Source organism: Burkholderia sp. Nafp2/4-1b, assembly GCF_003635165.1.
Taxonomy (GTDB): domain Bacteria; phylum Pseudomonadota; class Gammaproteobacteria; order Burkholderiales; family Burkholderiaceae; genus Burkholderia.
In genome coordinates this window covers 82,546-103,634 of sequence record NZ_ML058616.1, presented here as the reverse complement: position 1 = coordinate 103,634, position 21,089 = coordinate 82,546, and the positions used below count along the sequence as shown (strand labels likewise).

General features: G+C 67.9%; 18 protein-coding genes. 14 read left to right on the top strand and 4 right to left on the bottom strand.

The window, feature by feature from the left end:
* The first annotated feature begins 20 nt into the window (after window positions 1–20).
* The 6 genes from C7H84_RS23655 (at window position 21) to C7H84_RS23630 (ending at window position 8,534) form a co-directional block, all read left to right on the top strand.
* Complete coding sequence (locus C7H84_RS23655) at window positions 21–1,226, top strand: CaiB/BaiF CoA-transferase family protein (RefSeq protein WP_121861042.1); 1,206 nt, start codon at window positions 21–23, stop codon at window positions 1,224–1,226.
* A gap of 196 nt (window positions 1,227–1,422) precedes the next feature.
* Window positions 1,423–1,728 (top strand): DUF485 domain-containing protein, encoded by a 306-nt coding sequence (locus C7H84_RS23650; RefSeq protein WP_121861041.1) that lies wholly within the window; start codon window positions 1,423–1,425, stop codon window positions 1,726–1,728.
* A gap of 11 nt (window positions 1,729–1,739) precedes the next feature.
* The gene (locus C7H84_RS23645; protein ID WP_121861040.1) at window positions 1,740–3,434 is read left to right on the top strand and encodes a cation acetate symporter; all 1,695 of its coding nucleotides are present in this window, start codon (window positions 1,740–1,742) and stop codon (window positions 3,432–3,434) included.
* Between the two features lie 358 nt (window positions 3,435–3,792).
* Window positions 3,793–5,085: a dicarboxylate/amino acid:cation symporter gene (locus C7H84_RS23640; RefSeq protein WP_121861039.1), complete on the top strand. Its 1,293-nt coding sequence runs from the start codon at window positions 3,793–3,795 to the stop codon at window positions 5,083–5,085.
* Between the two features lie 4 nt (window positions 5,086–5,089).
* Window positions 5,090–7,108: an ATP-binding protein gene (locus tag C7H84_RS23635; RefSeq protein ID WP_121861038.1), complete on the top strand. Its 2,019-nt coding sequence runs from the start codon at window positions 5,090–5,092 to the stop codon at window positions 7,106–7,108.
* Window positions 7,109–7,178: 70 nt separating this feature from the next.
* Window positions 7,179–8,534, top strand: coding sequence for a sigma-54 dependent transcriptional regulator (locus C7H84_RS23630; protein ID WP_121861037.1), 1,356 nt, complete (start codon window positions 7,179–7,181; stop codon window positions 8,532–8,534).
* Between the two features lie 92 nt (window positions 8,535–8,626).
* On the opposite strand, the gene C7H84_RS23625 is transcribed toward C7H84_RS23630, so the two are convergent.
* On the bottom strand, window positions 8,627–9,163 hold the full coding sequence (locus tag C7H84_RS23625; RefSeq protein ID WP_121861036.1) for a TlpA disulfide reductase family protein: 537 nt from the start codon (window positions 9,161–9,163) through the stop codon (window positions 8,627–8,629).
* A gap of 163 nt (window positions 9,164–9,326) precedes the next feature.
* Between C7H84_RS23625 and C7H84_RS23620 the strand changes: the two genes are divergently transcribed.
* Window positions 9,327–9,899, top strand: a complete 573-nt coding sequence (locus C7H84_RS23620; RefSeq protein WP_121861035.1) for a hypothetical protein — start codon at window positions 9,327–9,329, stop codon at window positions 9,897–9,899.
* A gap of 333 nt (window positions 9,900–10,232) precedes the next feature.
* Here the strand turns inward: C7H84_RS23620 and C7H84_RS23615 are convergent, their stop codons facing one another.
* Both C7H84_RS23615 and C7H84_RS23610 read right to left on the bottom strand, forming a co-directional pair.
* On the bottom strand, window positions 10,233–11,867 hold the full coding sequence (locus C7H84_RS23615; protein WP_121861034.1) for a YifB family Mg chelatase-like AAA ATPase: 1,635 nt from the start codon (window positions 11,865–11,867) through the stop codon (window positions 10,233–10,235).
* Window positions 11,868–12,129: 262 nt separating this feature from the next.
* Window positions 12,130–12,381: an accessory factor UbiK family protein gene (locus tag C7H84_RS23610; RefSeq protein WP_121861033.1), complete on the bottom strand. Its 252-nt coding sequence runs from the start codon at window positions 12,379–12,381 to the stop codon at window positions 12,130–12,132.
* A gap of 355 nt (window positions 12,382–12,736) precedes the next feature.
* Here C7H84_RS23610 and C7H84_RS23605 point away from each other — a divergent pair, with 355 nt between their 5' ends.
* The 7 genes from C7H84_RS23605 to ptsP all read left to right on the top strand — a co-directional run bounded on the left by C7H84_RS23605 (window position 12,737) and on the right by ptsP (window position 20,141).
* The gene (locus C7H84_RS23605; RefSeq protein WP_006398175.1) at window positions 12,737–13,075 is read left to right on the top strand and encodes a P-II family nitrogen regulator; all 339 of its coding nucleotides are present in this window, start codon (window positions 12,737–12,739) and stop codon (window positions 13,073–13,075) included.
* Between the two features lie 33 nt (window positions 13,076–13,108).
* A complete protein-coding gene (locus tag C7H84_RS23600; RefSeq protein ID WP_121861032.1) occupies window positions 13,109–14,608 on the top strand; it encodes an ammonium transporter in 1,500 nt (499 codons plus the stop codon).
* 242 nt (window positions 14,609–14,850) lie between these two features.
* Window positions 14,851–16,140: a glutamate--cysteine ligase gene (gshA, locus tag C7H84_RS23595; protein ID WP_121861031.1), complete on the top strand. Its 1,290-nt coding sequence runs from the start codon at window positions 14,851–14,853 to the stop codon at window positions 16,138–16,140.
* 25 nt (window positions 16,141–16,165) lie between these two features.
* On the top strand, window positions 16,166–17,122 hold the full coding sequence (gshB, locus tag C7H84_RS23590; protein WP_121861030.1) for a glutathione synthase: 957 nt from the start codon (window positions 16,166–16,168) through the stop codon (window positions 17,120–17,122).
* A 231-nt stretch (window positions 17,123–17,353) separates the two neighbouring features.
* Complete coding sequence (locus C7H84_RS23585) at window positions 17,354–17,824, top strand: PTS fructose transporter subunit IIA (protein ID WP_121861029.1); 471 nt, start codon at window positions 17,354–17,356, stop codon at window positions 17,822–17,824.
* 73 nt (window positions 17,825–17,897) lie between these two features.
* A complete protein-coding gene (locus tag C7H84_RS23580; protein ID WP_121861028.1) occupies window positions 17,898–18,167 on the top strand; it encodes an HPr family phosphocarrier protein in 270 nt (89 codons plus the stop codon).
* A gap of 201 nt (window positions 18,168–18,368) precedes the next feature.
* The gene (gene ptsP, locus C7H84_RS23575; RefSeq protein ID WP_121861332.1) at window positions 18,369–20,141 is read left to right on the top strand and encodes a phosphoenolpyruvate--protein phosphotransferase; all 1,773 of its coding nucleotides are present in this window, start codon (window positions 18,369–18,371) and stop codon (window positions 20,139–20,141) included.
* Between the two features lie 81 nt (window positions 20,142–20,222).
* On the opposite strand, the gene moeB is transcribed toward ptsP, so the two are convergent.
* On the bottom strand, window positions 20,223–20,975 hold the full coding sequence (moeB, locus tag C7H84_RS23570) for a molybdopterin-synthase adenylyltransferase MoeB (protein ID WP_121861027.1): 753 nt from the start codon (window positions 20,973–20,975) through the stop codon (window positions 20,223–20,225).
* Window positions 20,976–21,089 lie beyond the last annotated feature (114 nt).

Here is a 21,089-nt window from a genome sequence, read left to right as displayed (position 1 = left end):
CGCGAATGGAGGAGACAACGATGACGAACGACGTGCGCGCATTGCCGCTGGCCGGCGTGAAGGTGCTCGATTTCTCGCGCGTGCTCGCGGGCCCGTGGAGCGCGATGGTGCTCGCCGATTTCGGCGCGGAGGTGATCAAGGTCGAGCATCCGGCGCGCGGCGACGACACGCGCGACTGGGGGCTGCGGATTGGCGATACCGAGACGACCTATTTCAACAGCGTGAACCGCAGCAAGCGGTCGATCTGCGTCGACCTGCAGACGGACGAAGGGCAGCGTCTCGCACGCGAGCTGGCCGCGCAGGCCGACGTGCTGATCCACAACTTCAAGTGCGGCGGCGCGGAAAAGCTCGGCCTCGGCTACGACGCGCTGGCCGAGCTGAATCCGCGGCTCGTGCATTGCGCGATCTCCGGCTACGACCGCTCGGGCCCGGAGGCCGCGCGGCCCGGCTACGACCTCGTGGTGCAGGGCGAGGCGGGGCTGATGGCGCTGAACGGCGAGGCCGGCCAGCCGCCGCTGAAGTTCGGTGTCGCGGCGGTCGACCTGTTCACCGGCATGTATTCGGCGCAGGCGATCCTCGCCGCGCTGTACGAGCGTCATGCGACGGGCCGCGGGCGCCGCATCGAGATGGCGCTGTTCGATTGCGGGCTGATGATCAGCGCGTACTACGGGCTCGACGCGCTGCTGATGGGCGAGGATCCGCCGCGCTACGGCAACGCGCATCCGTCGGTCGTGCCGTACGGCGTGTTCGATGCGGCCGACGGCCCGCTCGTGATCACGGTCGGCAACAACACGCAGTTCGCGCGTTTCTGCGACGCGATCGGCCGGCCTGACCTCGCGGCCGACGACCGCTACAAGACCAACCTCGGCCGTTCCGAAAACCGCGCGGCGCTGCTGCCGGAGCTCCGTCTCGAACTCGCACGGCGGCCGCGCGCGATGCTGCTCGCGGCGCTCGCCGAAGCCGGCATTCCGTGCGGCGAAGTGCTCGGACTGCACGAAGCGCTGACGTCCGAACGCGCGACCCGCGCCGGGCTCGTCACGCGGCAGCCGCATCCGGTCGCGGGCGGCGTCGACGTGCTCGCGCCGCCGTATCGCTTCGATGGCGCGCGGCTGCCGGTGCGCGGTGCGCCGCCGGTGCTCGGCGCCGATACCGACGACGTGCTCGGCGGCTGGCTCGGGCTGTCGGCGGACGACGTCGCGCGGCTGCGTGCCGAGCGCATCGTGTAACGCGTTTCACGAATTGCCGCCGCGGCGCGGGCGGTTTCGGATCACGCGCCGGCCATCCAAAGACAGCGCTCGCGACGACGAGACGCTTGCCCTGCGGGGACTGGAGCTCGCGCCCAAGCGCCAGCGCCGGTCCACCGCGCAGCATGGGACCCGAGCAAGTGCTGAAGCGCCGGCTTCGGTCCACCCAGGAGACACCATGGAGCTTTCCGTCATCGAATCGGTCACGGCGCGCCGTGACTACCAGCAGCTCGTGCGGGCGCGGCGCCGCTTCAGCTTCACGCTCACCGCGCTGATGATCGCCACCTACTACGGCTTCATCCTGCTCGTCGCGCTCGCGCCGCACGTGCTGGCCGCGCCGCTGTACCGCGGTGCGACGACCACGGTCGGGATCGTCGCGGGCGTCGCGATCATCCTGATCGCGATCGGCCTGACCGCGTGCTACGTGCTGCGCGCGAACCGTGCGTTCGACCGCCGCGTCGACGCGATCCTGCAGCGTTCGTGACGGAGGCCGCCATGCGATTCAATTCGAGCGTGCTCGGCGCGCTGGCCATTCTCGTTTCCCTTGTTTCCTCCACCGCCCACGCGACCGGCGTCGCGGGCCCGATGCCCGACAAGGTCGAGCTGAACCCCGTGGCGATCGCGATGTTCTTCGCGTTCGTGTTCGCGACGCTCGCGCTCACGCGCTGGGCCGCCCGCCGCACGCGCTCGACGCGCGACTTCTACACGGCCGGCGGCGGCATCACCGGGCTGCAGAACGGGCTCGCGATCGCGGGCGACTACATGTCGGCCGCATCGTTCCTCGGGCTGTCGGGCATGGTGTTCATGTTCGGCTTCGACGGGCTGATCTACTCGATCGGCTTCCTAGTCGGCTGGCCGTTCGTGATGTTCCTGATCGCCGAGCCGCTGCGCAACCTCGGCAAATTCACGTTCGTCGACGTCGTCGCGTACCGCTTCGCGCAGCGGCCGATCCGGCTGCTGACGTCCGCGAACGCGCTGACGATCGTCGTGCTGTACCTCGTCGTGCAGATGGTCGGCGCGGGCAAGCTGATCCAGCTGCTGTTCGGGCTGTCATACGGCACGGCCGAGCTGATCGTCGGCGTGCTGATGGTCGTCTACGTGTTCTTCGGCGGGATGACCGCAACCACCTGGGTGCAGGTGATCAAGGCCGTGCTGCTGCTGTGCGGCGCGACGGTGCTCGCATTGCTCGCGCTCGGCGAGTTCGGTTTCAGCGTCGACGAGATGTTCCGTCGCGCGGTGGCCGTGCATCCGGGCGCGCTGTCGATCATGGGGCCCGGCAAGCTGATCCGCGATCCGGCCAACGCGCTGTCGCTCGGCATCGCGCTGATGTTCGGCACGGCCGGCTTCCCGCACATCCTGATGCGCTTCTTCACGGTGCCGAACGCGAAGGAGGCGCGCAAGTCGGTGCTCTACGCGACCGGCTTCATCGGCTACTTCTACCTGCTGACCTTCGTGATCGGCTTCTCGGCCATCGTGCTGCTCGCGCAGCATCCGGAATTCTTCCGGCTCAGCGCGAACGGCACCTTCAACCTGACGCACGACCTGCTCGGCGGCTCGAACATGGTCGCGGTGAAGCTCGCGCAGGCGGTGGGCGGCAACTGGTTCTACGGCTTCATCGCGGCCGTCACGTTCGCGACGATCCTGGCCGTGGTCGCCGGGCTGACGCTCGCCGGCGCCACCACGATCTCGCACGACCTGTATGCGCAGATGTGGGCGCGCGGCAAGCCCGACGAGCGGCTGGAAATGCGCATCTCGCGCGCGGCGACGATCGGGCTGTCGGCGATCGCGATCGCGCTGTCGATCCTGTTCGAGCACGTGAACGTCGCGTTCATGGTCGGCCTTGTCGCGGCGGTGGCGGCCAGCGCGAATTTCCCGGTGCTCGCGATGTCGATCTTCTGGCGCGGGATGACCACGCGCGGCGCGGTGCTCGGCGGCGGCCTCGGCCTCGCGTCGGCGGTCGCGCTCACCGTGCTGTCGAAGTCGGTGTGGGTCGACGTGCTGCACCACGCGCATGCAGCGGTGTTTCTCGACAACCCGGCGCTCGTGTCGGTGCCGCTCGCGTTCGTCGGGATCGTCGTCGGCTCGCTCGCGGATCGCGGCGAGCGCGCGCGCCGCGAGCGCGACGCATTCGAGCAGCAGGAGTTCTACGCGCAGACGGGCGTGCTGGCCAGCCGGGCCGTGCAGCACTGATTCGTCTGATGAAACAATGAAACCGTCCGGATCGCCGGACGGATATTTTCCGGAAATCCGGAATCCCGGATTTCCTTGCCTGCCGCATTATGAGAAATACAATGAAAACAACGGTTTGAGGGGTTCCGGAAACCTGGCATCGACCTTGCGATATAGAAGGCACGGCCGTCCCCCCGGCCGAACTACTACAGCAAGCAAGGAGACAACCGATGACCAATGCCTTCCTCCCCCTCCGGATGTCTTGAGGCATCGCTTGTTGCGGCACGGCAGCCGCGCGGGCGAGTGACTTTCCCCTGAGACATTCGCCTGCGCGCGTGACGCCGTTTCCACCGGCTCATCTACTTCAGCAGGAACCATCGTGAAGAAGAAACCCTTCTACAAAGTGCTCTATGTGCAGGTGATCTTCGCCATCATCGTCGGCGTGATCCTCGGCCACTATTACCCGTCGATCGCCACCGCCATGAAACCGCTCGGCGACGGCTTCATCAAGCTGATCAAGATGGTGATCGGTCCGATCATCTTCTGTACGGTCGTCACCGGCATCGCCGGCATGGAGGACATGAAGAAGGTCGGCCGCGTCGGCGGCAAGGCGCTGCTGTACTTCGAGATCGTGTCGACCTTCGCGCTGCTGCTGGGCCTCGCGGCCACGCACATCCTGCGTCCGGGCGTCGGCTTCAACATCGATCCGGCGACGCTCGACGGCAAGGCCGTCGCGTCGTACGCGGAGAAGGCGCACGGGCAGTCGACGGTCGACTTCCTGATGCACATCATCCCGAACACGATGGTCGATGCGTTCGCGCAGGGTGAAATCCTGCAGATCCTGCTGATCGCGCTGCTGTTCGGCAGCGTGCTCGCGCACCTCGGCGAGCGCGGCAAGGTCGTGACCGACTTCATCGACGGCATGACGCGCGTGCTGTTCGGCATCGTGCACATCGTCACGAAGCTGGCCCCGATCGGCGCGTTCGGCGCGATGGCGTTCACGATCGGCAAGTACGGCGTCGGCTCGCTGGTGCCGCTGCTCAAGCTGATCGGCACGTTCTACCTGACGTCGATCGTGTTCGTGCTGGTCGTGCTCGGCACGATCGCGCGTGTCACGGGCTTCTCGATCATCCGCTTCGTGTCGTACATCAAGGAAGAGCTGCTGATCGTGCTCGGCACGAGCTCGTCGGAAGCCGCGCTGCCGCAGCTGATGGAGAAGCTCGAGAAGGCCGGCTGCTCGCGTTCGGTCGTCGGCCTCGTCGTGCCGACCGGCTACTCGTTCAACCTCGACGGCACCAACATCTACATGACGATGGCCGTGCTGTTCATCGCGCAGGCGACCAACATCGAACTGACGTGGATGCAGCAGCTCACGCTGCTCGCGGTCGCGATGCTGACGTCGAAGGGCGCGAGCGGCGTCACGGGCGCGGGCTTCATCACGCTCGCCGCGACGCTCGCGGTGGTGCCGACGATCCCGCTGTCGGGCATGGTGCTGATCCTCGGCATCGACCGCTTCATGAGCGAATGCCGCGCGCTGACGAACATCGTCGGCAACGGCGTCGCGACCGTCGTCGTGTCGGCGTGGGAGAAGGAGCTCGACCGCAACAAGCTGCGCCAGGCGCTGAAGGGCGGCGGCGAGGTCGCGACGACCGAGACGACGGCCGGCGTCTGACGTCATGAACGAGCTGGCGGCGACACCGCCCGCAGGCGGCGCGCCGCGCGGCGGCCGCGGCGGCCAGGGCAGCGATGCGGAGCCCTATGACACAATAGGGGATCCGCATCGCCAGGAAGTCACGTCCGTGAAGCGCCGCCTGCTCATCCTCGTCGTGCTTGCCGCCGCGCTCGCGGCGGCCTGCGCGCTGACGTGGACCGTCACGTGGCAGCGCGGCGTCGCCGAGCTGCAGCGCAACGCCGCGGTGCGCGTCGACCGCACCACCAACGCGCTCAAGAGCACGCTCGACCGTTACGAATCGCTGCCTTATCTGCTCGGCAGCCATCCGTACGTGCAGGATCTGCTCACCCAGCCGAAGCGCACCGATTTCACCGCGCGCGCGAACCGCTATCTCGAAGACCTCAACGAACACGCGCACGCGACCGTCACCTACGTGGTGGGCGCGGACGGCCTGTGCGTCGCCGCCAGCAACTGGCGCGCGCCCGACAGCTTCGTCGGGATCGAATACCGTTTTCGTCCGTATTTCATCGACGCGATGAGCGGCAAGGTCGGCCGCTTCTTCGGGATCGGCACGATCTCGCGCGATCCGGGCTACTACATCTCGCAGCCGGTATGGCGCGACGGCAGGATCGCGGGCGTCGTCGTCGTGAAGCTCAATCTCGAATGGTTCCAGGGCGCCGATGCGTCCGAGCCGCTCGTCGTCGTGGACAATCACGGCGTCGTGTTCCTGTCGTCGGTGCCCGCGTGGAAGTACCACACGCTGCGCCCGCTCACGGGGCCCGTGGCCGCGTCGATCTACGAAACGCGCCAGTACGCGCAGCAGCCCGTCACGCCGTTGCCGTTGCGCGTCGAGCAGGTGCTCGGCCCCGACGCGGAGATCGTGCGGCTCGGCGCCGGCCGGCGTGCGCCGCGCTATCTCGCGAGCAAGCGGCGGATCGGCGAACCCGACTGGTTGCTCGTCACGCTCGCGCCGATCGCGCCGATCGACACCGATGCGCGCAATGCGACGATCGTCACGGGCTTCGGCTTCGTGTCGGTGGCGTTGCTGGCGTTCTACTGGCGGATGCGCCGCGCACGCGTGCGCGAGATGATCCGCGGCCGCGCGCTGCTGCAGCAGGCGTATGCGGAGCTGAACCGGCGCGTCGAAGAGCGCACGGCCGACCTGTCGGAAGCGAACGAGCAATTGCAGAAGGAAGTCGGCGACCGGATTCGCGCGGAACAGGAGTTGCGCGCCGCGCACGACGAACTGATCCAGGCGAGCAAGCTCGCCGCGCTCGGCCAGATGGCGGCCGGCATCACGCATGAACTGAACCAGCCGCTCGCGGCGCTGCGCAGCTTCTCGGACAACACGCGCGTGCTGCTCGATCGCGGCGAGCAGGCCGCCGCGCGCGAGAACCTCGAAGCGATCGCCGCGCTGACCGAGCGGATGGGCAAGATCACCAACCAGCTGAAGCTGTTCGTCGGGCGCGCCAAGCCGCGCAACGAACGGGCGCTCGTGGTGCGCGCGCTGCGCAGCGTGCTGGCGCTGCTCGGCGACCGGATGCGCGGCGTCGCGCTCACGCTGACGCTGCAGGATGCGACCGTGTCGCCCGCGCAGGATGCGCCGCTCGACCTCGCGCGCGACTATCCGGAACTCGTCGCGCGCTGCGAGGACCTGCGCCTCGAACAGGTGCTGATCAACCTGCTCGGCAACGCGCTCGACGCGGTCGCCGGCGTCGCGGCGCCGGCTATCGAAGTGACGATCGCGGTGTCGGCCGCGACGCTCGCGATCGAGGTGCGCGACAACGGTTCCGGCATCGCGCCGGACCTGCTGCCGCGGCTGTTCGAACCGTTCTTCACGACCAAGGAAATGGGGCGCGGGCTCGGGCTCGGCCTCGCGATCTCGTCGTCGATCGCGAGCGACGCGGGCGGCGCGCTGACTGCGCGCAACGCCCCGTCCGGCGGCGCGCTGTTCGTCTTGACGCTGCGGCGTGCACGCACACATCATCCGGACGCCGTGTCCGAGCCGGCGGGCTCGCGCTAGCGCCCGCCCGCATCAACGAGCGCCGCGCGCCTACCCGCGCTGCGCGACCTGTCAGGAGCAAGTGACTACGATGGCCAACCGGCTGCAAGTGATCTATATCGAAGACGATGCGCTCGTTCGCCGGGCGAGCGTGCAGAGCCTCCAGCTCGCGGGGTTCGATGTCGTCGGGTTCGAATCGGCCGAGGCGGCCGACAAGGCGGTCGTCGCGGAACACGCCGGCGTGATCGTCAGCGACATCCGGCTGCCCGGCGCGAGCGGGCTCGACCTGCTCGCGCAGTGCCGCGAACGCGTGCCCGACGTACCGGTGATCCTCGTCACCGGCCACGGCGACATCTCGATGGCCGTGCAGGCCATGCGCGACGGCGCCTACGACTTCATCGAAAAGCCGTTCGCAGCCGAGCGGCTGATCGAGACGGTGCGCCGCGCGCTCGAGCGGCGCGAGCTCGTGCTCGAGAACCATGCGCTGCGGCGCGAGCTGGCCGGCCAGAACATCGTCGCGCCGCGCATCATCGGCCGCAGCCCGGCGATCGAACAGGTGCGCAAGCTGATCGCGAACGTCGCGCCGACCGACGCATCGGTGCTGATCAACGGCGACACCGGCGCCGGCAAGGAGCTGATCGCGCGCAGCCTGCACGAGCTGTCGCCGCGTCGCGACAAGCCGTTCATCGCGGTGAACTGCGGCGCGCTGCCCGAGCCGATGTTCGAGTCGGAGATGTTCGGCTACGAACCCGGCGCGTTCACGGGCGCCGCCAAGCGCCGCGTCGGCAAGCTCGAATACGCATCCGGCGGCACGCTGTTCCTCGACGAAATCGAAAGCATGCCCCTCGCGCTGCAGGTGAAGCTGTTGCGCGTGCTGCAGGACGGCGTGCTCGAACGGCTCGGCTCGAACCAGCCGATCCGCGTGAACTGCCGCATCGTCGCGGCCGCGAAGGGCGACATGAGCGAGCTCGTCGCGGCCGGTACGTTCCGGCGCGACCTGCTGTACCGGCTCAACGTCGTGACGATCGCGCTGCCGCCGCTTGCCGAGCGCCGCGAGGACATCGTGCCGCTGTTCGAGCACTTCATGCTCGACGCGGCCGTGCGCTATGAGCGCCCGGCCCCGGTGCTGACCGACCGGCAGCGCGCGAGCCTGATGCAGCGCGACTGGCCCGGCAACGTGCGGGAACTGCGCAACGCGGCCGACCGCTTCGTGCTGGGCGTCGCCGACATGCCGCAGGAAGGCGGCGCGAACGGCGACGATGCGGAAAACGACCAGACGCTGAAGGAGCGCATCGAGCAGTTCGAGCGCGCGGTGATCGCCGAGGCGTTGAACCAGACGGGCGGTGCGGTCGCCGCGACCGCCGACCGGCTGCACGTCGGCAAGGCGACGCTGTACGAGAAGATGAAACGCTACGGGCTGTCGGCGAAAGGCGAAACCGAGCGCTGAAAAACGAACGGACCGCGGTGCGGTCCGTTTGCTGGAGCAGGGCGCGCTGCGCGGGCCTGCGAGTGTGTTGCGCGACGCGTCGCGCGGTGTGCTCAGGCCGCGTTGCTGTCGAGCGCCTTCTTGAGCAACGCGTCGAGTTCCGCGAATTGCGGTGCGCCGACGTAGCGTTTCAGGATCTTGCCGTCCTTGTCGACGACGAAGGTCGTCGGCGTGAGCTGCACGTTGCCGAACTGCTTCGCGACGCTGCCGTCGTCGAGCGCGACCTTGAACGGCAGCTGGCGCGTCTGCGCATAGTTCGCGACGTACATCGGCGGATCGTAGTTCATCGCGACCGCGACGAATTCCAGACCTTGGCCCTTGAAGCGGTTATAGGTCTCGACCATCTGCGGCATTTCCTGCATGCAGGTCGCGCAGCTCGTCGCCCAGAAGTTGACCAGATAGACCTTGCCCTTCAGGTCGCCGGCCGTCGACACCTTCTGGCCCGACAGCAGCGTGAACGTCGCGTCCGGCACGGTGGACTTGCCATTGAACGCGAAGAAGCCGGCAATGGCGATGGCCGCGACGACAACGGCCGCGACGATGTAGCGGGCGGGGCCGGTGCGGCGCTGGGCGGGAGGCGTGGTGTTCATCTGCGGTGCTCTCGGAGTCGGACGATGACGCGGGTCGATGCAAAGGACGTCGAAATTCGGCGCCCATTTTAGCGCGAATGCGGCGCACGCACCGGCCGCCGCCACGCATCCCGGCGGTCAGCTTCGACGCATAATGGGCGTTTTGCCTGTCCCCATCATTGCCATGCCGAAGGAAGTCATCGATTCGTTGCGCCCCCTTTTTCGTCCGCTGCGACACTTCGCCGCGCTCGCATGCGTGAGCGCGGCGCTGGCCGGGTGCTCGCCGTCCTATGACTGGCGTACGCTGCACAACGACGCCGGTTACACGATCGACCTGCCGGCGAAACCGACCGTCGAGGATCAGCCGGTGGCGGTTGGCGGCGCGTCGATGCCGATGCGGATGCAGGCCGCGCACGTCGACGGCGCGGTATTCGCGGTCGGCACGCTGAAGCTGCCCGACGATCGCGACGACACGCGCCGCGCCGCGCTCGAATTCCTGCGCGCCGGGCTGTCGCGCAATCTCGAAGGCGCGCCGCAGACGGCATCGGTGCCGGTACCGCTCGCGGCCGGCGGCGCGGTGAACGGGCTCGAGCTGCGCGTCGCGGGGGCGGCCAGCGGCGGCGACCATGCGCACAAGACGATCATCGCGCGGCTGGTGGCACGCGGCCGGCATGCATACCAGGCCGTCGTGATCGCCGACGGGCCGCTCGCGCAGGAGCAGCTCGATCAGTTTTTCGGCTCGTTCAAACTGGACTGACCGCAGCCGGCGAGGGCCCTGTGACACGCGGTGACAACTGAAAGTTCATTCGCAGCTTTCGACGCTAATCGCCGGATTTTGCGGGGATTTTCCGGCTATCCACAGCGCATGTGGATAACTTTGTTGAAAAGTTGACCGAATCGCCCGCAAAGCCGCGCGGGGCGGCCCTCCGGTAGATTTGACAGCCTGTTCGCTCGTTGAGAAAAATCAATTAAAACAAAGGGATACGCGCTCATCGATAAAAGGGCACGCGCGAGCGCGGATCAAGGGCCGGATTCGAGAAATTGTGCATAAGTCAAGTCTTGACAGCCGTATTTTGTCCTCCGAAGGCATTCACAGCGCCGTGAGCGCGCGCCGGTAGCGGATTGCCTCGGCGATCTGCGCGGCTGTCGGCAACGGGTCGCCGGCCAGGTCGGCGATCGTCCGCGCGACCTTCAGCACACGGAAATACGCGCGCGCCGACCAGCCGAAGCGCTCGCCGGCCTCCCGCAGCAGCCGCTCGCCGTCGTCGGTCGGCCGGCACAGGTCGTCGGTTTCGCGGCCGCTCAGCATGTGATTCGTCTTGCCCTGCCGGTGGAGCTGCAGCGCCCGCGCGTGCGCGACCCGCGCGGCGACTGCCGCGCTCGGCTCGCCGGGCGCCGTCGCGCGCGCCGCGAGTTCGGCCGGCGACAGCGCGGGCAGGTCGATCTGGATGTCGATCCGGTCGAGCAGCGGCCCCGACAGCTTGCGCAGGTAGCGCGTGGCGACGTCCGGCGTGCAGCGGCAGCGCCCGGACGGATCGCCGTGCCAGCCGCACGGACACGGATTCATCGCGGCGATCAGCTGGCACGCGGCCGGGAAGTCGGCCTGCTGCGCCGCGCGCGAGATCGTGATGCGGCCGGCTTCCAGCGGCTCGCGCAGCATTTCCAGCACGTGGCGGTCGAATTCGGGCAGCTCGTCGAGGAACAGCACACCGAGGTGCGCGAGCGTGATCTCGCCCGGTTGCGGCGGATTGCGGCCGCCGACCAGCGCGGCGGCGCTCGACGAATGATGCGGCGCGCGGAACGGCCGCTGGCGCCACTGCGCGGGCGAGAAGCCGAGGCGGCTCGCGGAAAGCAGCGCGGCCGACGTCAGCGCCTCGTCGTCCGTCAGCGGCGGCAGCAGGCCGGGCAGCCGTGCGGCCAGCATCGACTTGCCGGCGCCGGGCGGGCCGACCATCAGCATGTGGTGGCCGCCCGCGGCGGCCACTTCGAGCGCGCGCCGGGCGCCGCGCTGGCCGACGACGTCCGCGAGATCGGGCGCGGCTGGTGCCGGCACGCCGTCGAGGCATGGCGCCGCAACCGGCGTGAGCCGGCCATCGGGCGCACCGGCGAGGTGCGCGCACAGCGCAGGCAGGTCGGGTGCGCCGAACACCGTGACGCCCGGCACGAGCGCGGCCTCGGCCGCGCTGGGGAGCGGCAGGTACAGCTCGGGCGCGTGCGACAGCGCGGTCGCGCCGGATATCGCGACGCAATCGGCGCTGGACCTGCGACCGGACTCGACGCCGGAACCAAGACCGGAACCGAAGCCCGCTCCGGCGTCCCCCGCGCGCCAGTCGCGCGCCGCGCCGCACGCCATCGCGAATGCGCCGCGCATCGGCCGCAGCGCGCCGGTCAGCGACAGCTCGCCCGCGAACTCGCGGCCGGCGAGCGCGTCGGCCGGGATCTGCCCGTTCGCGGCGAGGATGCCGAGCGCGATCGGCAGGTCGAAGCGGCCCGACTCCTTCGGCAGGTCGGCCGGCGCGAGATTGACGGTGATGCGCCTGACGGGGAACTCGAAGCCGCAGTTCTGCAGCGCGGCGCGTACGCGCTCGCGGCTTTCGCGGACTTCGAGATCGGGCAGGCCGACGATCGAGAACGACGGCAACCCGTTGGCGAGATGGACTTCGACGGTGACGTCCGGCGCGCGGCCGGCCGCCGGCGCGCGACTGCGCACCACGGCGAGCGACATGGCGAGGCTCCTGTAGATGAAATCGGACGGGCAACGACCGTTCGGGGGCCGCATGCCGCGGGAAAACGGAGGAATCGGCGCGCGCTTGCCGGCGTGGCGCGGGAAACAACGAAGAGCGAGGAACAGCGAAGAGCGAGGGGAGACTGCGAAGAGCGACGAAACGGCTTACTGCGTGACCGACGGGCTGACTACAGATCGACAGGCTGACAGGCGCGGGCCGCACGAGGCGGCCCGCGCCCCGACCTGTCGGTCGGGTGGGGCGTCAGGCCTGGGACGCCGCGAGCCGCTGCTCGAGGTCCGCGACGCGCTTCTCGAGTTCCTCGAGACGCACGCGGGTGCGGGCGAGCACCTGTGCCTGCGTGTCGAACTCCTCGCGCGTGACGAGATCGAGTTTCGAGAAGCCTTGCGACAGCATGGCCTTCACGTTGCGCTCGACATCCTTGGCCGGCGAGTTCTTCAGCAGATCGCTGACGCGCGCCTGCAGGTCGTTGAAAACATCGCTGGGTTGTTTCATGACAGTTCCTTCCTTGCACAAAAAATGTGCATCTTCAGTTGCGTACGTGCCCGTGATGCACGCATGACCGGAAATGGTGCGCCGACGGCGCGAATTCCGGGCATGGCGCCCGCACGGGTGAATGGCCCGGCGAACCGGGACTTGCGTGCACTCTAGCAACGATCCTTTCGGTGCGCCAGCAAACCGGCCCACATTGGCCGTTCGGCCGGGCTTTCGCACCTTTCAGCGTGCCATGCGACCCCGCCTCCGAGCCGTTCGAGACGGCGCTCGCGCAAACATGGCATGCGAGTTGCTGATAAGAGAACCGTTACAACATTCCAACCAATTCGACGGGACCACCCAGCGAGAGGACTTCATGAAACTGATTACCGCAATCATCAAGCCGTTCAAGCTCGATGAGACCCGCGAAGCGCTCTCCGCGCTCGGCGTCTCCGGGATCACGGTGACCGAGGTGAAAGGCTTCGGGCGTCAGAAGGGGCACACCGAGCTGTATCGGGGCGCCGAATACGTGGTCGACTTCCTGCCGAAGATGAAGATCGAGGCGGCCGTGTCCGACGATCTCGTCGACCAGGCGGTCGAGGCGATCGAGCGGGCCGCGCGCACCGGCAAGATCGGCGACGGGAAGATCTTCGTCACGCCGATCGAACAGGTGATCCGGATCCGCACCGGGGAGACAGGCGCAGACGCGCTGTAACAGACAAAGACAAGCAACAAGAGGAAACCTGAGATGCGCAAACTTCTGATGTCCCTGCTGATGGCAGGCTCGCTGATCGCGGCCGGCGTCGGCCCCGCGCTCGCCGACGACGCGGCTTCTGCCGCGGCTGCGTCCGCGCCCGCCGCCACCGCGTCCGATGCGTCGGCCGCCGCCGCGCCTGCTGCTTCGGCTCCCGCTGCTTCGGCGCCGGCTGCCACCGACGCGTCGGCCACTGCCGCCGCCGCACCCGCATCGGCTGCCGCCGCCGCATCCGCACCGGCCGCACCGACCGAGCCGTTCTCCGTCGATTCGTCGAAGATCAGCGCCGGCGACACCGCGTGGATGCTGACGTCCACCGCGCTCGTGCTGTTCATGACGATTCCCGGCCTCGCGCTGTTCTACGCGGGCATGGTCCGCAAGAAGAACGTGCTCGCCACCGTGATGCAGAGCTTCGCGATCACCGCGGTGATCACGGTGCTGTGGACGGTGGTCGGCTACAGCCTCGCGTTCACGCCGGGCAACGGCTTCATCGGCGGGCTGTCGCGCGTGTTCCTGCACGGGATGAGCTACGTGAAGGGCGACAAGGCGACCACGCTGACCGTCAGCCACCTCGCGACGACGATTCCGGAATCGGTCTACTTCGTCTACCAGATGACGTTCGCGATCATCACGCCGGCACTGATCTGCGGCGCGTTCGCCGACCGCATGAAGTTCTCGGCGATGCTCGTGTTCATGACGCTCTGGTCGCTGGTCGTCTATGTGCCGATCGCGCACATGGTGTGGGAGCCGACCGGCTGGCTGTCGGCCGACGGCGTGCTCGACTTCGCGGGCGGCACGGTGGTGCACATCAACGCCGGTATCGCGGGCCTCGTGTCGTGCCTGATGCTCGGCAAGCGCGTCGGCTTCGGCCGTGAGTCGATGGCACCGCACAACCTCGTGCTGACGATGATCGGCGGCTCGATGCTGTGGGTCGGCTGGTTCGGCTTCAACGCGGGTTCCGCGGTCGCGGCCGACGGCCGTGCCGGTTTCGCGATGCTGACGACGCAAGTCGCGACGGCGTGCGCGGCGCTCGGCTGGATGTTCGCGGAGTGGGTGGCGAAGGGCAAGCCGTCGGTGCTCGGCATCGTGTCGGGCGCGGTCGCGGGTCTGGTTGCGATCACGCCGGCCGCCGGCTTCGTCGGCGTGACGGGTGCACTCGTGATCGGCATCGCCGCCGGCGTGGTGTGCTTCTGGTCGGCCACGTGGCTCAAGTCGAAGCTCGGCTACGACGATTCGCTGGACGCGTTCGGCGTGCACGGCATCGGCGGGATTCTGGGCGCGCTGCTGACGGGCGTGTTCGCGATCAAGGATATCGGCGGCGCCGACGGCAGCCTGCTGCTGCAGGCGAAGGGCGTGCTGATCACGCTCCTGTACAGCGGCATCCTGAGCTTCGTGCTGCTGAAGCTGATCGACCTGACGATCGGCCTGCGCGTGACCGAAGAGGAAGAACGCGAAGGTCTCGACGTGGTGCTGCACGGCGAGCACGTCGAATAAGTCGTAAGGATGAACGGGGGCCGCCGCGACGACGGCGCCCGCCTCGAATGAGCGCAGCGACTTCGGCCCGCCTACCCGGCGGGCTTTTTTTCTCCTGCCTCCTGCTGCCGTAGCGGATAACCCTTCACACTATCGGGTCAATAGCCGAAAACTTCCTCCATATCCTTGCGAAGCCGGGAACAATCCCCAAATGGGCAGGGCAATTGCTCTACAATCTTCATTCTCCCGCTCGCGAGTGATTCATGGTTCCCCACCTCGTTACCGCGTTGAACGGTCCGCTGCTCGAACTCGAGCAGAAGATCCTCGACGCGACGCCTGCGATCGAACGCTGGTTCAGGCTCGAATGGCAGGAACACACCCCGCCGTTTTATTGTTCGGTGGACCTGCGCAACGCCGGCTTCAAGCTGGCGCCCGTCGACGCGAACCTGTTCCCCGGCGCGTTCAATAATCTGCCGTCCGAAGTGCTGCCGCTCGCCGTCCAGGCCGCGATGGCCGCGATCGAGAAGATCTGCCCCGACGCAAAGAACCTGCTCGTGATTCCCGAGTTGCCGACCCGCAACGCGTTCTATCTGGAAAACGTCGCGCGGCTCGCGACGATCATGCGCCAGGCCGGCCTGAACGTGCGCTTCGGCTCGCTCGATCCGAGCATCACCGACATGACGCCGATCACGCTGGCCGACGGCCAGAAGATCGTGCTCGAGCCGCTCGAGCGTTCGCAGCGCCGCCTCGGCCTGAAGAATTTCGATCCGTGCTCGATCCTGCTGAACAACGACCTGTCGGCCGGGATTCCGGCCGTGCTGGAAAACCTGCACGAGCAGTACCTGCTGCCGCCGCTGCACGCGGGCTGGGCCGTGCGCCGCAAGTCGACGCACTTCGCGTGCTACGACGACGTCGCGAAGAAGTTCGCGAAGATGGTCGGCGTCGATCCGTGGATGGTGAATCCGTATTTCGCGCACGTCGAAGGCGTCGACTGGCAGGCGCATGAAGGCGAGCAGGCGCTCGCCGACGCGATCGACGGCGTGCTGAAGAAGATCGCGCGCAAGTACCGCGAATACGGCATCAGCGAAAAGCCGTACGTCGTCGTGAAGGCCGACGCGGGCACCGCCGGGCGCGGCGTGATGACCGTGCACGACGCGGCCGAGATCGGCCGCATGTCGAAGGCCGAGCGCGTGCAGATGGCCGAGTCGAAGGCCGGCCTAGCGGTGCGCGACGTGATCGTGCAGGAAGGCGTCTATACGTTCGAGCGCGTCGGCGACGAAGTCGCGGAGCCGGTCGTCTATATGATCGACCGCTACGTGGTCGGCGGTTTCTACCGCACGCACGGCGGCCGCGAACGCGACCAGAACCTGAACGCGCCCGGCATGCATTACGTGCCGCTCGGCTTCGAGCACACCGCGCTGCCGGATGCAGGAGCTAAGCCCGGTGCCGCGCCGCCGAACCGGTTCTACATGTACGGCGTCGTCGCGCGCCTGTCGCTGATCGCGTCGTCGATCGAACTGGAAAAGACCGATCCCGAAGCCATCCAGGTGTAACGGCTTCGCTACGTACAGGACCCGCATGGACATTCTCTTTATCGCCGACCCGCTCGAGCGCTTCAAGATCTACAAGGATTCGACCTACGCGATGATGGCGGAGGCCGCGCGGCGCGGGCATGTGGTGTACGCATGCGAGCCGCACCAGCTCGCGTGGACGGGCTCGGGCGTCGAGGCGGACGTGCAGCGCGTGACGATCGTCGGCGACACGGCCGACCTGCATCGCCGCCCGTGGTATGAGGCGGCTGCCCACGAGTCGCGTCAGCTGACGTCGTTCGGCGCGGTGCTGATGCGCAAGGATCCGCCGTTCGACATGGAGTACGTGACGGCCACCTGGATGCTGGAGCTTGCGGAACGCGCAGGCGCACGCGTGTTCAACAAGCCTCAGTCGATCCGCGATCACTCGGAGAAGCTGGCGATCGGCGAGTTTCCGCAGTTCGTCGCACCGACGCTCGTGACGCGCGACGCGGCGCGCTTGCGTGCATTCCACGCCGAGCATGGCGACGTGATCGTGAAGCCGCTCGACGGGATGGGCGGGATGGGCGTGTTCCGCGTGAAGGCCGACGGGATGAATCTCGGCGCGATCATCGAGATGCTCGGCCACGACGGCACGCGCTCGCTGATGATCCAGAAGTTCATTCCCGAGATCAAGGCCGGCGACAAGCGCATCCTGCTGATCGGCGGCGAGCCGGTGCCGTATTCGCTCGCGCGGATTCCGCAGGGCAGCGAGGTGCGCGGCAATCTCGCCGCGGGCGGGCTCGGCGTCGCGCAGCCGCTGACGCCGCGCGACCGCGAGATCGCCGAGACGCTCGGGCCGGTGCTCGCCGCGCGCGGGCTGCTGCTGGTCGGGCTCGATGCGATCGGCGACTGGCTGACCGAGGTGAACGTGACGAGCCCGACGTGCTTCCGCGAAATCATGGAGCAGACGGGTTTCGACGTCGCCGCGATGTTCATCGACGCGCTGGAGCGGGCGGCCGCGTAGCCCCTTTTCCGCGCAACCCCGGCGGCGGCGGCGCAGGCCCCCCGTCGCCGGAGCCGTTCGACCGGCCTGCTACAATGCCCGCTTGCCCGGTGCCGTGATTGGCGCACCGAAGGCCCGGCGGTCGGGCCGACACTGTTGCAAGGCTGAACATGAAACGTTTCCCTCACTCGCCACGCTCATTGCCCCTTCGCGGGGTATCGGCCCGCCAGGGGCGGCCGGGAGCGGTCTGACATGGCCGGGATCCTGATCATCGCGCATGCCCCGCTCGCCACCGCGCTGCGGGACTGCATCGCGCACATCTACGGCGGCGTGCCCGCGCGCATCGGCTGCATCGACGTGACGGCGGACAGCGACCCCACCCAGGTGATGGCGTTCGCGCATGCGGAGCTCGCGCGGCTCAAGGAAGAAAACGGCATCGTCGTGCTGACCGACATGTACGGCGCGACGCCCGCGAACATCGCGGGCCAGCTCGCGAAGATCGACAACGTGCGGGTGCTCGCGGGCGTGAACCTGCCGATGCTGGTGCGTGCCGTCTGCTACCGCACCGTGCCGCTCGACAAACTCGTCGACAAGGCGCTGTCCGGCGGCGCGAAGGGCGTTCACGAGGTGTCGGCCGGCACGCCGCCGCCGCCGTCCGAAACCGGCTGCGGCCAGTGCGCACCGATTCCGCCCGAACCGCAACCGCGCACCGAATCGCCCTGACGTCCCGTTTTCCGTTTTAGATCGACCCGCCGACGCCCGTCGCCGGCGGCCGTGACCGACCCGACCGAGAATCATGCTTCAACAAGAAACCACCATCGTCAACAAATTGGGGCTGCATGCGCGCGCATCGGCCAAGCTTACGCAACTGGCCGGCAACTTCCAGTCGGAAGTCTGGATGACGCGCAACGGGCGCAAGATCAACGCGAAGAGCATCATGGGCGTGATGATGCTCGCGGCGGGCATCGGCAGCACCGTGACGATCGAGACCGAGGGTCCCGACGAGAAAGAGGCGATGGACGCGCTGCTGAAACTGATCGCGGACAAGTTCGGCGAAGGCCAGTGATTCCCGCTCCCGATCATTGCCGTTTCGAAGCAGAATGCCGCGTCTTTCGCGGCATTTTTTTCGTTCGTAGCATTGATGCGAAACGTGCAATGCTGCGCTGCATGCAGCCAGCACGGACGCGCGGAATTTATAATCGCTAACCGGGGTCATAAGCGCATCGCAGCAGTGTGCCGCGGCTTTACTTGTACAGAGGAGGTGCGCGTGTCCTTCACGCTGCATGGCATTCCCGTCTCACGTGGTATCGCGATCGGGCGGGCGTATCTGATCGCGCCGGCCGCGCTCGACGTCGCCCATTACCTGGTCGAGGCGACGCAGATCGATGCCGAGGTCGAGCGTTTCGACACGGCGCGCGAGGTCGTTCATCGCGAACTCGAGGCGCTGCGCGCCGACCTGACCGAGGACACCCCGAGCGAAGTGGGCGCGTTCATCGACGTCCACGCGATGATCCTCGGCGACGAGATGCTCGTCCAGGAAACCATCGACCTGATCCGCACGCGGCGCTACAACGTCGAATGGGCGCTGACCGAGCAGCTCGAGCTGCTCACGCGCCACTTCGACGACATCGAGGACGAATACCTGCGCGAGCGCAAGGCGGATATCGAGCAGGTGGTCGAGCGCGTGCTGAAGGCGCTTGCCGGCGCGCCGTCCGCGTCGCAGGCGCTCGATCGCGCGGCCGCGCACGGCCAGAACGAGATGATCGTCGTCGCGCACGACATCGCGCCGGCCGACATGATGCAGTTCAAGTCGCAGTCGTTCCAGGCATTCGTCACCGATCTCGGCGGCCGCACGTCACACACGGCGATCGTCGCGCGCAGCCTCGGCATCCCGGCCGCGGTTGGCGTGCAGCATGCGAGTTCGCTGATCCGCCAGGACGACCTGATCATCGTCGACGGCGACCAGGGGATCGTGATCGTCGATCCGGCGCCGATCGTCCTCGAGGAATACTCGTACCGCCAGTCCGAGAAGCTGCTCGAGCAACGCAAGCTGCAGCGCCTGAAATTCTCGCCGACGCAAACCATGTGCGGCACGAAGATCGACCTGTACGCGAACATCGAGCTGCCCGACGACGCGAAGGCGGCCGTCGAGGCCGGCGCGGTCGGCGTCGGGCTGTTCCGCTCCGAGTTCCTGTTCATGCATCAGAAGGAGATGCCGGAGGAGGAGGAGCAGTTCGCCGCGTACAAGCGCGCGGTCGAGTTGATGAAGGGCATGCCGGTGACGATCCGCACGATCGACGTCGGCGCGGACAAGCCGCTCGAGGCGCTCGACGAAGGCTACGAGACGGCGCCGAACCCGGCGCTCGGCCTGCGCGCGATCCGCTGGAGCCTGTCCGAGCCGCAGATGTTCCTCACGCAGCTGCGCGCGATCCTGCGCGCGTCCGCGTTCGGGCAGGTGAAGATCCTGATCCCGATGCTCGCGCATGCGCAGGAGATCGACCAGACGCTCGACCTGATCCGCGAGGCGAAGCGCCAGCTCGACGACGCGGGGCTCGCATACGACCCGAACGTGCGCGTCGGCGCGATGATCGAGATCCCGGCCGCGGCGATCGCGCTGCCGCTGTTTCTGAAACGGGTGGATTTCCTGTCGATCGGCACGAACGACCTGATCCAGTACACGCTCGCGATCGACCGTGCGGACAACGCGGTCGCGCACCTGTACGACCCGCTGCATCCGGCGGTGCTGCATCTGATCTCCTACACGCTGCGCGAAGCGAAGCGCGCGGGCGTGTCGGTGTCGGTGTGCGGGGAAATGGCGGGCGATCCGGCGCTCACGCGCCTGTTGCTCGGGATGGGGCTCACCGAGTTCTCGATGCACCCGAGCCAGTTGCTGGTCGTGAAGCAGGAGATCCTGCGTGCGCACCTGAAGTCGCTCGAGAAGCCGACGGCCGACGTGCTGGCCGCGTTCGAGCCGGAGGAAGTACAGGCGGCGCTCAAGCGCCTGTCGGTCGCGGAACCGCGCGCGGACGCAGCGGCCTAGGCGGCGCGGGCCGCACCGCGCGGCCGTAGAACGTAGCGAAACGTCACGCGTGCGCCGCTCGGCGCATGCATCCGGCGCGCGTCAGTGCCGGCCCTGGCACACGGGGCAGTCGGCCTGGCGCGCGATCTTCATCGTCGTCCATTCCATCCGCAGCGAATCGAGCATCATCAGCCGGCCGTTGAGCGTCGTGCCGATCGCGCCGATCACGCGCAGCGCTTCGGCGGCCTGCATCGCGCCGATGATCCCGACGGTCGGCGCGAACACGCCCATCGTCGCGCACGCGACTTCCTCGAACGGCTGGTCTTCCGGGAACACGCATGCGTAGCAGGGCGCGGCCGGGTCGCGGAAGTCGAACGTGCTGATCTGGCCGTCGAAGCGCAGCGCGGCGCCCGACACGAGCGGCACGCCGTGCGCGACGCACGCACGGTTGATCGCATGGCGCGTCGCGAAGTTGTCGGTGCAGTCGAGCACGACGGTGGCCTGCGGCACGTGTTCGTCGAGCCACGCGTCGTCGACGCGTGCCGCGACCGCATGGACCGTCACTTCCGGGTTCAGCTGCGCGAGCGTGTCGCGCCCCGATTCGACCTTGCTGCGGCCGACCGAGGCCGTCACGTGCAGGATCTGGCGCTGCAGGTTCGTGAGGTCGACCGTGTCGGCGTCGACCAGCGTGATCGTGCCGACGCCGGACGCCGCGAGGTACATCGCGGCCGGCGAGCCGAGGCCGCCGGCGCCGACGACGATCGCATGCGCGTCGAGGAAGCGCTGCTGCGCGTCGATGCCGATTTCATCGACGAGGATGTGGCGGGAATAGCGGAGGAGTTGATCGTCGTTCATGGGGAAGTCGGGCGACGCATACCGCCGGCGGCGGCGCGGACGCCTGTCGCGTCTGTCTGCGTATTCTAGGCGCACATGAAAAACGGGCCATCGCGGTCTTCCCGCGATGGCCCG